Consider the following 13,491-nt stretch of genomic DNA (forward strand, 5'->3'; position numbering starts at 1 on the left):
TTATGTATGAGAATATTATTTTAGTACTCGATGCGACATTAAGGGTATCCGCTCCACTGATTTTAGCTGCATTAGCAGGTTTATTTTCAGAACGTTCAGGTATCGTCAACATCGCACTAGAAGGTAAAATCTTATCATCGGCTTTTGCCGCGGCTGCAACCACATCGGTAACTGGGTCTATCATGCTAGGGTTATTAGCCGCGATGATGACCTCTACTTTACTCTCTTTGTTACACGGTTTTGCTTGTATCACTCACAGAGGTGATCAGATTGTATCAGGTGTTGCTATTAACATGCTGGCGGCTGGTTTGACTGTGACCTTAGGTCGTTACTGGTTTGGTTTAGGTGGTCAAACACCACCTTTATCAAACGATGAGCGCTTCACGTCAATTACTCTTCCTGGTGCTGATGCAGTCGCTGATGTTCCTGTGATTGGCTTACTTTACAGTGAGTTAATTTCTGGCCACAACATTCTCGTTTATCTAGCGTTAGCGTTAGTACCTGTATGTTGGTGGATCATCTTTAAAACGCGCTTTGGCTTACGTTTACGTGCTGCAGGTGAGAATCCACATGCCGTTGATACCGCAGGTATTTCTGTTGCTTGGTTACGTTACCGAGCATTGATTTGCGCGGGTATTTTAACGGGGATAGCAGGCGCTTACCTATCAACTGCGCACAGTGCGGGTTTTGTACCAAACATGAGCGCCGGTAAAGGCTATATCGCATTAGCAGCGCTTATTTTTGGTAAGTGGAAACCTGTACCAGTTCTATTTGGTTGTTTACTATTTGGTTTCTTAGATGCAATGGCTATTCGTCTGCAAGGTGCTGAGCTACCATTTATTGGTGAAGTACCTGTACAAGCAATTGAAATACTGCCTTATGTATTAACAGTACTGTTACTGGCTGGGTTTATTGGCCGTGCCGTTGGTCCAAAATCAATTGGTGTCCCTTACGTTAAATCGCGTTAAATATTAGCTAGTAAAACAACGCTAAAAATAAAAGGCCTGAGATGAAGTTAATTCATCTCAGGCCTTTTTACGTTAAAGCAGTAATTAGTTTATTAAACTCGCCTGCCAGTTAGCTAACGCTTTAATATGGTCAGGACGAATACCGCAACAACCACCAATGATATTTGCCCCTAGTGCATACCACTGTTTTGCATAACCTAAGTAATCAAGGGGTAATAAATCACGATAACCTTGTACCGCCTCATTGGCTTTATGATCCTTAGGGATAGGTGTGAAGCTATTAGCAAACACACCAATGTCTAAATCTGTTTTTTGCTTAGCCTGTAAAACTTGCTGAGTATCTTTAAGCGCTTGCTCAATGACCTCTGGGATAGAACAGTTAAAGAAAATACCAGTAATTTCTTCAGCTAGTAATATTTCAATCGCTTCAGTAACCAGTTCGCCTGACCTTAATTTTGCCTTTCCCGACAAATCATCACTTAATGTAAAAGAAAAATGGCAAGGTTTGGTCGTACTAGCCAATACCTTTAACATTACTTTCGCTTCGGCAATACTAGAGATAGTTTCACCTAACCATGCATCGACGTGTTGATCTTGAGCGATAAATAAGGTGTTTAGAATATCAAAGGCATTATCAGCATCAAATAAATCTGGGCGATATGAGCCAAAAGCTGGCGGTAACGAGCCAACGACTTGTACTTTGTGTTGGGCAGATACAGCAACTTCTTTAGCTATGGCAGCGGCTTGGGTAGCTAAATTAGCACCTTGTTCTACAAACAACCTTTCACCTAGGTGAAAGGGTACACATGCGTAACTGTTAACCGTAATGAGTTGAGCACCTGCATCAACAAAGCTTTGATGCGTTTGAGTGACATAATGCGGTGCTTCAATTAAAGCCTGTGCACTCCACAGTGGTTGTGAGAACGGAGCGCCAATACGCTTAAGTTCACGCCCCATACCACCATCTAATATAGTTAATTCTTTCATTATGGACTTCTATACGTCTAAATAAGATATGCGTATTTAACCATAATTTTCAAAAATTCATAATGAAACTTGATCAGGATAAGTATGAATAAAATTCAACTTAAGATTTAAATTGTTGAGAGGATTAATATTAGGATTGAAACAAAATCAAAGCAGGGAAAGAAGCCACTTTATACTAATAAAATGGCTTGAATGGCGATTAACTACCGCGATACGTTGAATAACTATAAGGCGACAATAACAAAGGAATATGGTGATGGCGCTCATCCTGTAATCTGAAGCAAATTTCAGCACTAGGATAAAAAGCCGAAAGTGATTGTTGCTCCCAATAGCTTTCTAATTCAAAACATATTTTGTAAGTGGCAAATAACGATTCAATCTCTTTATCTTGATACCACTCAGTTTGCTCCCAGCCATCGATTCGTCCATCACTATTAGTGACTGCAGAGGACAATAATTGCCACTCTTTACCCTTTAATACTAATAATTTAATGGTGACACCTACGGCAGGTTTACCTAATGATGAATCTAAAATATGCGTTGTGATTGGGTTATGGTTCATAATAATTTCTCCAAACGAATAGCGGTGATTTTAGCTTGTTCTTGACCTGCTATTTTCACTTCTGTTGCGCGATCATTACCTATTCGCGCTTTTATTAGTACTAACATTTCAACCGCACTTTTACCCGATGCACAGACAATAAAGATAAACCCAAATTTATCTAGATAAGCTTTATTTAATGCCACCATCTCTTCTAATACTGTACTTTCTGCTACCGACATCCCAGCTTGCTCATTGCTTGCGGTCCCTGATGTATTTGCGTATTTCTTATGCAATGTATTTAGGTCTCCAATTTGTGGATGCCCTTGAAAAGCAATTAAATAATCTTGCTCGTTTAATTCAGAAAAGGCTTTTTCTGAAGCAGCAAGTAGCGCAGCTTTATCTACAAATGGTGTTGCTTGAATCATCTTTTTAATCCAGTTTGGCGCACAACAACAACTTTCAAAGATGTCGAACCCTTTATCTGGACTAGCATTATTGATTTTATCTAAACTCATTATCTTTCCTTTTGACGATTTACTTATTAGCATCACAATAGTAAATCAATCCGACATAGCACCTTAATAGTGCATTAAATGGGACAATAAATGATCTAACACATGATTATCAATGAGTTAACTGTTTAACTTACGCTACATGTTAATATTAAAAACGTTCATAACACACTGTTTATAAAACCTTTAATTTCACAATAAGCATATTCACTTACATGATAATTTTCTGTACTTTACTTCTGAATAAATATGAAGCTAATATCATACCAAAACTGACCATTTGGATTGTTTTTTGTTATTTTATTAGATTACAACTAACCAATTTTAGCTTTTTGGCTTTGTAATGTACTGAGATGAACTAGGTTATCTTGTAGATCTCTCCACTGTTTGCTTTTTTGTTTTGGTTTACCCACTTCTAAGCTTTGGTACAAAGCAACCAACTGCCCAGCGATAGACACTGCGACTTCCATTGGTAACTTCCCATTCACTTCACTTAAACCAACTGGGCAAATCATGCTATCAATTTGCTGCTCGGAAAATCCTCTTTGCATTAAACGATACTGAAACTTTTTAGCTTTGGTATCCGACCCTATTACTCCTAACCACAATGACTGATCTCGTTTTAATACCGCCTGACAAAGTTCAAAGTCTAATTGATGGTTATGGGTTAAAATCAGTGTTGCAGTGTTATTAGCCGCTGTTTTTACCTGTGCAACGGGCTCATCATCAACCACTTTCTGCACATTGGCAGGAATCTGCTCAGGGAACAATTCCGCTCTACTATCTATCCAACGGATCTGTATAGGTAATTGCGCTAAAATAGGCATTAAAGCATGTGCAACATGCCCTGCTCCATACACATCTAAATGCAGTTTATCGCTAGCAAATACTTCAAATAACACTAAGACTTGACCACCACAACATTGCCCTAAACTTGCACCCAGTTGAAAGTTTTCAACTTCTTGGCAGCTTTCACCACGAGCGATTAACGTACGCGCATGCTCAATGGCTTTAAACTCAAGGTGTCCGCCACCAATGGTTGCGTAGATATTATTATCACTAATCACCATTTTAGTGCCGCTGGCACGAGGTGTTGAACCAGCAGCACTTAACAATGTAACAATCACGTAAGTCGCTGAACTTGCTTCTAATTCAGTGGCAGCTTGTAACCAATTGTGGGCATGTAGCCCTTGGGTAGACTGATTAAGCATGGCTTTTCTCTGTTGTTGTTTTCTGCGCAGCCGCTTTATTCCACTCCTGTGCAGCTTGCACAGCATTCAACACCGTCTCAGGTGTTGCAGGTGGATTTAAACTCGGCGCAAATTGATAGTCCGTAATACTCGCTAATGCATTACGGATCGCACTCCATACACTAATACCTAACATAAATGGCGGTTCACCCACGGCTTTTGACTTAAATACTGTCGTCGCAGGATTCTGAGAGTTATATAGCGTCACATTAAACTCTGCAGGCGTATCGCCAATCGCAGGAATTTTATAAGTTGCAGGTGCATTACTCGCTAATGCACCTTGGTCATTCCAGCTTAAGTCTTCAGTGGTTAACCAGCCCATTCCTTGGATAAAGGCACCTTCAATTTGACCAACATCCAAAGCCGGGTTAATAGAACTGCCCACATCATGCAAAATATCAGTGCGAGTTACTGTATTTTCACCGGTTAAAATATCAATTTCGACTTCACTTAATGCCAATCCATAAGCGTAATAAAAGAAAGGATGCCCTTCTGCTTTTTCACGATCATAATAGATTTCAGGTGTTGCGTAATAACCCGTAGTAGAAAGCGAAATACGATTTAGATAAGCTAAATTAATCAATTCAGAAAAACTAATTCGACCTTTTTCATGCACTAGTTGATTATCTATCAACTGCATTTGCTCAAGGCTCACATCAAAATGTTGACTAGCAAACTCAAATAAACGGTCCTTGATGGTATTTGCAGCATTAAGAGCCGCCATACCGTTCAAGTCTGTGCCACTTGATGCGGCCGTTGGTGAGGTATTAGGTACTTTATCAGTACGCGTTGCATTCACTAAAATATGTTCCATATCAATGGAAAAAGCTTGTGCAACTATTTGTGCTATTTTGGTATTAAGCCCTTGTCCCATCTCGGTTCCACCATGATTAACATGGACAGAGCCATCAGAGTAAATCACTAATAATGCCCCCGCTTGATTCAAGTGCTGAACAGTAAAAGAGATACCAAATTTAACCGGGGTTAATGACAAGCCTTTCTTAATAATAGGAGAGGTTTTATTGAAGGCTGCAATCGCTTTTTTACGCGCCCAGTAATCCCCCTCTTCTTCCATTTGCGCAATCATATCCTTTAAAATAAATTGATCTACTTTTTGCTTATAGGGTGTTAAATCGCGGCCTGGCTTATATAAATTAAGCTTACGGATCTCCAATGGATCTTTTTTCAGATAGTAAGCGATATCGTCCACCAGCTGTTCAGCCATTATCATGCCTTGTGGGCCACCAAAACCTCGGAATGCGGTATGACTAACGGTATTGGTTTTACAACGATTCCCATTAATATGTGCGTTAGGATAATAATAAGCGTTATCCGCATGGAATAAGGCACGATCAACGATCGCGTCAGATAGGTCTGGAGAGTATCCACAATAGCCATTGATATTGATATCAACACCTTCAATCAAGCCTTGTTGATCAAAACCAACCTGATAGGTGTTATAAAATGGGTGACGTTTACCTGTGCTTTTAAAGTCATCACTTCTAGCTAAGCGAATTTTAACCGTTTTTCCTGTATGAAAAGCCGCTAGTGCAGCCAAACATGTCCAAGGCGCAGCCTGTGTTTCTTTACCGCCAAAACCACCGCCCATACGGCGCATTTCTACTGTTACATAGTTGAATGGTTGTTTTAATACCTTAGCAACTAAATGCTGAACTTCACTAGGATGCTGGCTCGAACATTGAATAAACATACCACCTTCTTCAGTAGGTGTTGCAATGCTCACTTGGCCTTCCAAATAAAAATGTTCTTGGCCACCAATATATAAATCACCAGCAATTTTATGAGCAGCATTTTCAATTGCTTGCTTAGCATCACCTCGGTTCAAAGCATGTGGTGGTCGCACCCAATGTTGTTCTTTTATCGCCTGTTTAATATCCAACATAGGTGTACTAGTCTGATATTCAATCACCACTTTACGTGCGGCGATTCTTGCTGCTTTATAACTTGTCGCAACCACTAATAAAATGGGCTGACCGTGGTACTCAATCACCTCATCGGTTAATAAAATATCACCTGAAAAAACCGGCCCAATATCATTAGTACCTGGGATATCTTTAGTGCTAAAAATATCAACCACCCCCTGCACAGCAAAAGCAGGAGCAGTATCAATAGATAGAATTTTACCGTGTGCAATGGTCGATACCACAGGGTAAGCATGTAAACTATTTACTTCTTCCGCTTTATCATCAACATACACTGCTTTGCCAATCACTTGTTTAATTGCACTTTCATGAATAAAAGACTGGCCGATGGCGTTACCTTTTTGGCCAGTTGGTTTGTCTGTTTTAAAGTGACGCATGATTAATCCTTGTTTTGATAGCGGGTACTGTAGTGTTCAGTTCGACACTGCTTGGGCTTAATATCATGTTACTTGCACTTTGATACCAAATTCGGTCAAACAAGTTTTTACTCACTTGTAATCGGTACGCTGATGTAGCTCTCACATCTGATAACGGCTGAAAGTCCTCTTCCATTTTTTGTGCAGCTGCTTGTAAGTTTTCTAAACTAAAGGTTTTCCCATTTAATGCACCGGCAATATTCGTCGCTAATGCTGGTGTAGAAGCCATACCACCCATTGCACATTTCACTTGATGCATGGTTTGATCTGTTAATTGATAGCTTAATACTAAACATACTGCTGAAATATCATCTTCAATACGTTTAGATATTTTATGACAGCTGAGTTGTTGGTTAGGTAAGCGTTGAGGCACATGAATTGCCACAATCACTTCATCATCGGCTAACTGTGTTATACGGTAATCAACAAAGAACTCAGCTAAAGGGATGACACGCGAACCACTGATACTTTGTAGCTCAATGCTTGCGTCTAATGCGATTAATAATGGTGCTGGGTCACCAATCGGTGATGCATTAGCGATACTGCCACCTAATGATCCGGCGTTGCGAATTTGTAACGATCCAATACGTTCAAACAGTTCATGTGCTTCTGGGTAGACCTCACAAAAGCTGTCTACGAACTCGCTATAAGGCAATGCAGCGCCAATATGAATACCTGTTTCATCTTGGGTAAACTGCATTAATTCAGGGCAATAACGTACCGATATCAGCTGCTCGCTATATGCTAAATGTTGACTGAATTCGACGGATAAATCCGTTGCACCTGCCACAAACTTAGCTTCAGGATGCGAAGCTTTTAATTCGCAGAGTTGCGTTAAATTTTGAGGTAAATAAAAATATTGCTGACCATGCTCAATCGCTGGAATAGCATTTAATGCCAGATCTTTCTCTAAAGAGAGGGTTAATGCACTTACTTGTTGGCTAAATCGATGATCTTTATCACTGATGTTTTGCGTAAATTCCGCAGTGTAGCTAAAACACTTCTCTGCAGCCGCTAAAATAGGTTGATAACCAGTGCAACGACATAAATTCCCGCCTAGGGCTTGAATTACCGCTGCCTTTCCAGGGTAACTTGAATAATTCATATACAAGGCAAACAAGCTCATGATAAAGCCTGGCGTACAAAAACCACATTGCGAGCCATGACATTCAACCATCGCCCTCTGTACAGGATGCAACTCTTCCAAACTTGGGTTAGCTTTAGTAGTTAATGCCTCCACTGTAATTAAGTGTTTTCCGTGTAAATTTCCAACTAACATTAAACAAGCATTAATGCTTTTGTACTGCCATTGACCATCAATCAGATCACCAATCACCACAGTACAAGCACCACAATCACCTGAGGCGCAGCCTTCTTTACTGCCTACTTTCCCCACATTGGTGCGTAACCAGTCCAAAATGCTCAAATTTGGCGCAAACTGTGTCAATTGAACCATTTCGTTGTTAACTAAAAACTGAATCACGTAAACCTCTCTTAATGTTGCAATCCTTTGTATATCAAGACTTAAAAAGTTAATGATATGTTATCAACTATCATTCAAGCCTGTTTTGACCATATGGTCAAGTTATACCATTGCATACTGTGTACCAAGATTACCTTTCGACAAAAAATAATAATTACACAGGTTTATTAAAATAGAATGACCTTTTTTAATATAGCCTTTTATAACGATTCTATTGAATTTATAGCAATGGCGCTCCTAAGGTGAACTGAAATTAGTTAGCGAGTTAAAGTATCTAAGCAAGTTTTTTGATAATTTTATTGGTAACCTTATCAAGATTAAGGTGGAGAGCCTTATACATACCAACCATGATAAGAAATACACAAGCATAATTATCTGTTAACCTATGGATAATAAACACTAAGCTTTACTATATAATTATCAAGAAATTAGACAAATTTAGTCCACTTTCTTATTCGTATAAACTGCTAAAAGAGTATGCTTTATTTATGAAAAAAGTAATGAAAAAAAGCCAGTCATCCCGTGGTTCACTAGCCGATATACGCCAAGGTAATGAGCAACAAATTTTAGATGCTGCAGAACATGTATTTGCAGAGCGTGGTTTTCGTGGGACAACAGTTGCGGGCATTGCAGAAGCAGTCAATTTACCCAAAGCGAATGTACTTTATTACTTTAAAACTAAAGAAGGCTTATACAAAGAAGTCATCAACCGCATGCTAGTTCAATGGATGAAGCACATGAATGAAATGAGTGCAGATCAACACCCAGGCGATGCACTTCCTAAATATATAGTAAATAAAATAACCCAATCTCGACAACATCCCAATGCATCACGTATTTTTGCCGCAGAAGTACTGCATGGTGCACACTACCTACGTGAACCATTACAAAACGAATTAAGAGAGCAGTTTGAACAGACCTGTGATGTATTCCGTGCATGGCAGGAAAAAGGCTGGCTAGATCCAATAGATCCTGAACATATGTTATTTATGTTGTGGTCAAGCACTCAAGCTTATGCCGATCATGGTTTACAAATCAGTATCTTAATGAAAAAAGAACAACTATCAGATGAAGATTTTGCCAAAGGCATTGAGCTAGTCACCCACGTTATCCTCAAAGGGTGTGGTGTGAAGCTTTAACTTTGTCGTTCAGGCACAATGCTAGCAATATTATTGAGAACTAACATTGTGCTATCAAAACGTAACTTAAAAACATAATTTAATGAAAGTAGTATCTGCGGGGTTAGGGATTTTATTTTTACCAACATGTGTTAAACACTTAGGACTCAATGAGTGTCAGTTTATTACCATGCAAGAGTTGGATATGATATTAAAATTGAATTTGTATTACTCTGCAGCGAACGGCCCTGAACATGTCAGTCAATTTGTTGAATTTTAAGCCTCTAAAAACATCTCTCAAGGATACCACACTAATTAGCAGATAATTGTTTTAGATTGTATGTTATATATTATTTTTTCATTTATTATTAGGTAGTTATGATTTAATCATCTATTTTTTAACTATTAAAAACACTTCATTTTAAGCAACCAATCTCACATAAATAAAAAGAGAACACCCTATTTTTCGACACTACTTTCAAAATGTTTAGACAGTCACATAAAATAATACAATAGCACTATAGAGTATCTTCACCATTAATAAATATAGATTTAGGGGTTAGATATGAAAAAGATATACTTAGGATTAACTATCGCAGCACTACTAACTGGTTGTGCAAATACAGCACAAACAACATCAACCGCATCAACTAACGCCAATGCAGTTGTGGCCGTTGCATCTGGAGAAAATCTGATTATCGACCCACAACTCACGGAATTTAGAAGTAACAGTGGTAAAAGTGATGTGTGGAAAAAAGAAGCTAACAAAAATGCTGGTTTAGGCGATGCCGGCAGCTCAAAAGATAGCGCATTTGACGAAGAAGGCTCTTCACGTTTACGTTTTGTGTCAGCCACTGATGACTTCACCGCACAACCAGGTTTAACCCAGCTAGTAAATGGCTTACAACCTAATACAGATTACCAATTATCACTGTATTACAATGATAAAAAAGGCGATGACTCCATTAGCGAACTAGTCTTTGGTGTTAATGGCATGACAGGTAAATCGCTTGCGACCAAAACCACTCATGTTTCAGAACTTGCTGATGCCCCACAAGGTGCAGTAAAGAAACGCTTCAAGCAAACGGTACTTAATTTTAACTCTGGATCGAATGTTTCAGTAACTATCTATGCAAAACTACATATTACCGATCCATCACAAATCGATGAATCTGGAGATATTGGTAAACAAACAGAAGTCCGCATTGATGAGTTTAAACTTAGTAAACTATAGAAAGTGATTACGGCTACAGCTACTAAAACCTGCTTATTGCAGTTTTTAGTGGCTATAGCCTCTCTTCACCAAATTCAATTACAACAATATCTGATTCATTCCTTTAGAAATTCCCTACTAACACTAATTAATAAATACTTAACAAGTATCATAGATAACATTTCTAGATTCCGATGCTTTCTTAATATTATTTATAAATATATTTATCACTTAATATAAAATTACTTAACGTACCTGCTAGCGTCCCAAGAATAAAAGCAATAGCAGTTGATAAAGGCAGATATAAATAATAGCTAACAAAATAAAAAACAATCAAATTAGGAAGCAATGATAAAATAGCGCTAAAAAAGGCCCTACTAATCTGCTTGCCTACAGACAGCACATTTCGTTCTTTAAAGGTAAAACAACGATTTCCATACCAAGTAACACAAACAGCAACAATAAAAGCTATAATACGAGCAATATAAATATTAATTCCATATAAGCTAAATAAGATACTAAATACGCCGGTATCAATACAAAATGCCACGCCGCCTATTAATACAAAGCAGACCTTTTTATTCATTGCTATCACTACAAAAATACAGAGATCTTTTTTTATTCTTAATGACAAATGTACAATTACCCGCCCCAACTAAATCATTTTCTTGTGGATTATTGCGCTGAATAAGATAAAAAGGATAAATTATTTGTTGCCCTTTCTTCCATACCATAGCTTGCCCACGCGTATAAAAGCGACCAGAAAAGCTAGCTTCATTTATATAATAAATAGGGTAAGACTTCTTTACATACTTCATTAAACTAACATCGCTCTTGGAAGCAAGCATAGGCCTATAAAAGACAAGTAAAACAATCACAGCCATCGGAGCAAAACAACTTAATACTATTTTATTACGATCAAAAAAATGGCTTTGTGAAGCTAAAAATAATGCTAAAGCAGGCAAACCTGGAAGCACATACATAGGTAAAATATTGCCAGAAAATGTAAACAACACCATAGGAGAAATAAGCCAACAGATAAGAAAAGAATACCAATTTAAATCACGTTTATCTGCAAATAATTTTTTACGATCAGTATTATTTACTAATTTATATAAAAAAAGAAATGACCAAGGAAAAGCAATATATAACCAAAATATCCAAATCATCCCCCTTGATTCAGAGTGTGCATTTCCATATAGATCTCCACTCCAGCCACTTACAGTAAATCTAGACCAATGTTCACCAACAAAAAAATAATGAAGAAAACCTGGTGTTGTTTTTTCTGCAATGACATACCACGGCACTGCGATTATTAACGATAGTAATAATCCAGAAACAATAGGAATGCGCAACCAAAACTGTTTTACTCCTTCTAAGACACCATAGTTAATAATGACCCAAGGAAGAATGGATAAGGCAATTAAAACAATTATAAGCGGTCCTTTAATTAATAAGCCGAGCCCTATCCCAACAAAACCTAAATAAGCATGCTTTTTACTATAATTTTTCCATCCAAAATAGAAACCAAACATAGAAAGAGTCATTGAAAGTGTTAGCAATGAATCTGTCATAATGGCACCACTTGCGATATAAAAACCTGTACAAGTCAATAAAATTACAATGCTCAATAATGGGGATATAGACTTTCTATAAGCAAAATAACCGACAACAACAAGTGTTAACATGCCACTGATAAAATGAGGAAAACGCAATGAAAATTCACTTATTCCTAATATTTTTCCTGATAATGCACTTATCCAAGTCTGCATAGGAGGCTTACCCCAAAAAGGCACATCATAGTTAAATAAAGGAGTGACCCAATTATTGGTTTCCACCATTAAACGAGCCATTTCTCCATATCTCGCCTCTGTTGTGTCCATTAAAGGATATAATTGGAGTGACACTAATCGAATAAGCATGATAACGGAGATAAAAATTGTAATACGGATAGGCAACTTCTTCATTATATTACCTCCTTGCGAGAGGAGGAGATTGAAATGACCTTGCTCGTTTCTGCAGCTACTTTATTCACTTCAGAAGCGATAATAAATCGAGGTCGGTTTTTAACCTCATTATAAATTCTCCCTACATAAGCACCTATTAAACCAATCGATAATAACTGCACTCCACCTAACCCAGTAATAGCAACAATAATGGTGGGGAATCCTGTTACCGTTTCACCTAAGATGGATGTTTTTAAAACAGTAAAAACAGCATAAAAAAATGATCCACTAGCAATTGCAGCTCCAAGATAGGTCGCTATTTGTAGTGGTTTTGTACTGAACGAAGTTATCCCATCCATCGCTAAAGCGAGTAACTTTTGTAATGGCCATTTTGACTCTCCGCTAAACCGCTGATCCCTATCAAAACTTAAAATAGCTTGATTAAACCCAGGCCAAGCTAATAAGCCTTTCATGTATATATTTTTTTCTTGTAATTGAATTAACTCCTTCACTACCTTTTTATCTAGCAACCTAAAGTCGCCAACGTTTTCTGGTATATCGCAATCAGCTAAACGATTAATTATTTTATAAAACAAAAATGCAGATATTTTTTTAAACCATGACTCCCCATATCTTTTATTACGCTGCATGCAAACTATATCAGTCCCCTCTTTCCATTTATTAATCATAGAAGGAATCAACTCAGGTGGATCTTGAAGGTCTACATCAAGAATAATAGTGAAGTCACCGTCAGCTTTACTTAGCCCAGCGGACATAGCCGCCTCTTTACCAAAGTTTCGACTTAAGTTAATTAATGTAAAGTCGTATTCTAAATTGGTTAATGTTTCAATAATTTGAGTGCTTCTATCATGGCTTCCATCATTCACATAAATAACATGAACTTGAATATCTAATAACTTTACAACACGATTTAACCTAGAATGGAATTGGGGAATTACATTTTCTTCGTTATAAATTGGGACAACGATAGAGCAAGCCCCTGCATTTTTTTGTCTGGTATCAGTAGAGGTATATAAGATCATATAAAGCTTCCTAAGTTAAGATAGAAAGCACTATTTCACGGAAAACTTAAGGTTCACTTAATATAAAC

General features: G+C 37.8%; 13 protein-coding genes. 4 read left to right on the top strand and 9 right to left on the bottom strand.

Going from position 1 to position 13,491, the window contains the following annotated elements:
- Window positions 1–2: 2 nt before the first annotated feature.
- Window positions 3–968, top strand: coding sequence for an ABC transporter permease (locus V5290_RS10880; protein WP_333385340.1), 966 nt, complete (start codon window positions 3–5; stop codon window positions 966–968).
- Window positions 969–1,052: 84 nt separating this feature from the next.
- Here V5290_RS10880 and V5290_RS10885 read toward each other — a convergent pair whose 3' ends face one another.
- The 6 genes from V5290_RS10885 to xdhA form a co-directional block, all read right to left on the bottom strand.
- Window positions 1,053–1,955, bottom strand: coding sequence for a homocysteine S-methyltransferase family protein (locus V5290_RS10885; RefSeq protein WP_333385342.1), 903 nt, complete (start codon window positions 1,953–1,955; stop codon window positions 1,053–1,055).
- 199 nt (window positions 1,956–2,154) lie between these two features.
- Window positions 2,155–2,517, bottom strand: a complete 363-nt coding sequence (gene uraH / locus V5290_RS10890; protein ID WP_333385345.1) for a hydroxyisourate hydrolase — start codon at window positions 2,515–2,517, stop codon at window positions 2,155–2,157.
- On the bottom strand, window positions 2,514–3,014 hold the full coding sequence (uraD, locus tag V5290_RS10895) for a 2-oxo-4-hydroxy-4-carboxy-5-ureidoimidazoline decarboxylase (RefSeq protein ID WP_333385347.1): 501 nt from the start codon (window positions 3,012–3,014) through the stop codon (window positions 2,514–2,516). Before uraD ends, uraH begins: the two co-directional genes overlap by 4 nt.
- Window positions 3,015–3,325: 311 nt before the next feature.
- Window positions 3,326–4,222, bottom strand: a complete 897-nt coding sequence (gene xdhC, locus V5290_RS10900) for a xanthine dehydrogenase accessory protein XdhC (RefSeq protein WP_333385350.1) — start codon at window positions 4,220–4,222, stop codon at window positions 3,326–3,328.
- The gene (gene xdhB / locus V5290_RS10905; protein WP_333385353.1) at window positions 4,215–6,581 is read right to left on the bottom strand and encodes a xanthine dehydrogenase molybdopterin binding subunit; all 2,367 of its coding nucleotides are present in this window, start codon (window positions 6,579–6,581) and stop codon (window positions 4,215–4,217) included. Before xdhB ends, xdhC begins: the two co-directional genes overlap by 8 nt.
- Window positions 6,568–8,103 carry a xanthine dehydrogenase small subunit gene (xdhA, locus tag V5290_RS10910; RefSeq protein ID WP_333385356.1) on the bottom strand — a complete coding sequence of 512 codons (1,536 nt, stop codon included), beginning with the start codon at window positions 8,101–8,103 and terminating at the stop codon, window positions 6,568–6,570. The genes xdhB and xdhA overlap by 14 nt, the downstream gene beginning before the upstream one ends.
- A 500-nt stretch (window positions 8,104–8,603) precedes the next feature.
- Here xdhA and V5290_RS10915 point away from each other — a divergent pair, with 500 nt between their 5' ends.
- The 3 genes from V5290_RS10915 (at window position 8,604) to V5290_RS10925 (ending at window position 10,455) form a co-directional block, all read left to right on the top strand.
- Window positions 8,604–9,242, top strand: coding sequence for a TetR/AcrR family transcriptional regulator (locus tag V5290_RS10915; protein WP_333385359.1), 639 nt, complete (start codon window positions 8,604–8,606; stop codon window positions 9,240–9,242).
- An 82-nt stretch (window positions 9,243–9,324) separates the two neighbouring features.
- On the top strand, window positions 9,325–9,501 hold the full coding sequence (locus tag V5290_RS10920; protein WP_333385363.1) for a hypothetical protein: 177 nt from the start codon (window positions 9,325–9,327) through the stop codon (window positions 9,499–9,501).
- Between the two features lie 285 nt (window positions 9,502–9,786).
- Window positions 9,787–10,455, top strand: coding sequence for a hypothetical protein (locus tag V5290_RS10925; RefSeq protein WP_333385366.1), 669 nt, complete (start codon window positions 9,787–9,789; stop codon window positions 10,453–10,455).
- Between the two features lie 187 nt (window positions 10,456–10,642).
- Here the strand turns inward: V5290_RS10925 and V5290_RS10930 are convergent, their stop codons facing one another.
- The 3 genes from V5290_RS10930 to V5290_RS10940 are packed head-to-tail and all read right to left on the bottom strand — an operon-like array spanning window position 10,643 to window position 13,423.
- A complete protein-coding gene (locus V5290_RS10930; RefSeq protein WP_333385368.1) occupies window positions 10,643–11,020 on the bottom strand; it encodes a GtrA family protein in 378 nt (125 codons plus the stop codon).
- On the bottom strand, window positions 11,013–12,401 hold the full coding sequence (locus tag V5290_RS10935) for a glycosyltransferase family 39 protein (protein ID WP_333385371.1): 1,389 nt from the start codon (window positions 12,399–12,401) through the stop codon (window positions 11,013–11,015). The genes V5290_RS10930 and V5290_RS10935 overlap by 8 nt, the downstream gene beginning before the upstream one ends.
- On the bottom strand, window positions 12,401–13,423 hold the full coding sequence (locus V5290_RS10940) for a glycosyltransferase family 2 protein (RefSeq protein WP_333385373.1): 1,023 nt from the start codon (window positions 13,421–13,423) through the stop codon (window positions 12,401–12,403). Before V5290_RS10940 ends, V5290_RS10935 begins: the two co-directional genes overlap by 1 nt.
- Window positions 13,424–13,491: the final 68 nt, after the last annotated feature.

It is taken from the genome of Psychromonas arctica (assembly GCF_036697365.1).
In the GTDB taxonomy this organism is placed as follows: Bacteria; Pseudomonadota; Gammaproteobacteria; order Enterobacterales; family Psychromonadaceae; genus Psychromonas; species Psychromonas arctica_A.

Bases quoted from the DNA above. Each gene is read 5' to 3' on its own strand.
- V5290_RS10880 (WP_333385340.1), top strand. From the start codon at position 3: ATGTATGAGAATATTATTTTAGTACTCGATGCGACATTAAGGGTATCC.
- V5290_RS10885 (WP_333385342.1), bottom strand. From the start codon at position 1,955: ATGAAAGAATTAACTATATTAGATGGTGGTATGGGGCGTGAACTTAAG.
- uraH (WP_333385345.1), bottom strand. From the start codon at position 2,517: ATGAACCATAACCCAATCACAACGCATATTTTAGATTCATCATTAGGT.
- uraD (WP_333385347.1), bottom strand. From the start codon at position 3,014: ATGAGTTTAGATAAAATCAATAATGCTAGTCCAGATAAAGGGTTCGAC.
- xdhC (WP_333385350.1), bottom strand. From the start codon at position 4,222: ATGCTTAATCAGTCTACCCAAGGGCTACATGCCCACAATTGGTTACAA.
- xdhB (WP_333385353.1), bottom strand. From the start codon at position 6,581: ATGCGTCACTTTAAAACAGACAAACCAACTGGCCAAAAAGGTAACGCC.
- V5290_RS10915 (WP_333385359.1), top strand. From the start codon at position 8,604: ATGAAAAAAAGCCAGTCATCCCGTGGTTCACTAGCCGATATACGCCAA.
- V5290_RS10920 (WP_333385363.1), top strand. From the start codon at position 9,325: ATGAAAGTAGTATCTGCGGGGTTAGGGATTTTATTTTTACCAACATGT.
- V5290_RS10925 (WP_333385366.1), top strand. From the start codon at position 9,787: ATGAAAAAGATATACTTAGGATTAACTATCGCAGCACTACTAACTGGT.
- V5290_RS10930 (WP_333385368.1), bottom strand. From the start codon at position 11,020: ATGAATAAAAAGGTCTGCTTTGTATTAATAGGCGGCGTGGCATTTTGT.
- V5290_RS10935 (WP_333385371.1), bottom strand. From the start codon at position 12,401: ATGAAGAAGTTGCCTATCCGTATTACAATTTTTATCTCCGTTATCATG.
- V5290_RS10940 (WP_333385373.1), bottom strand. From the start codon at position 13,423: ATGATCTTATATACCTCTACTGATACCAGACAAAAAAATGCAGGGGCT.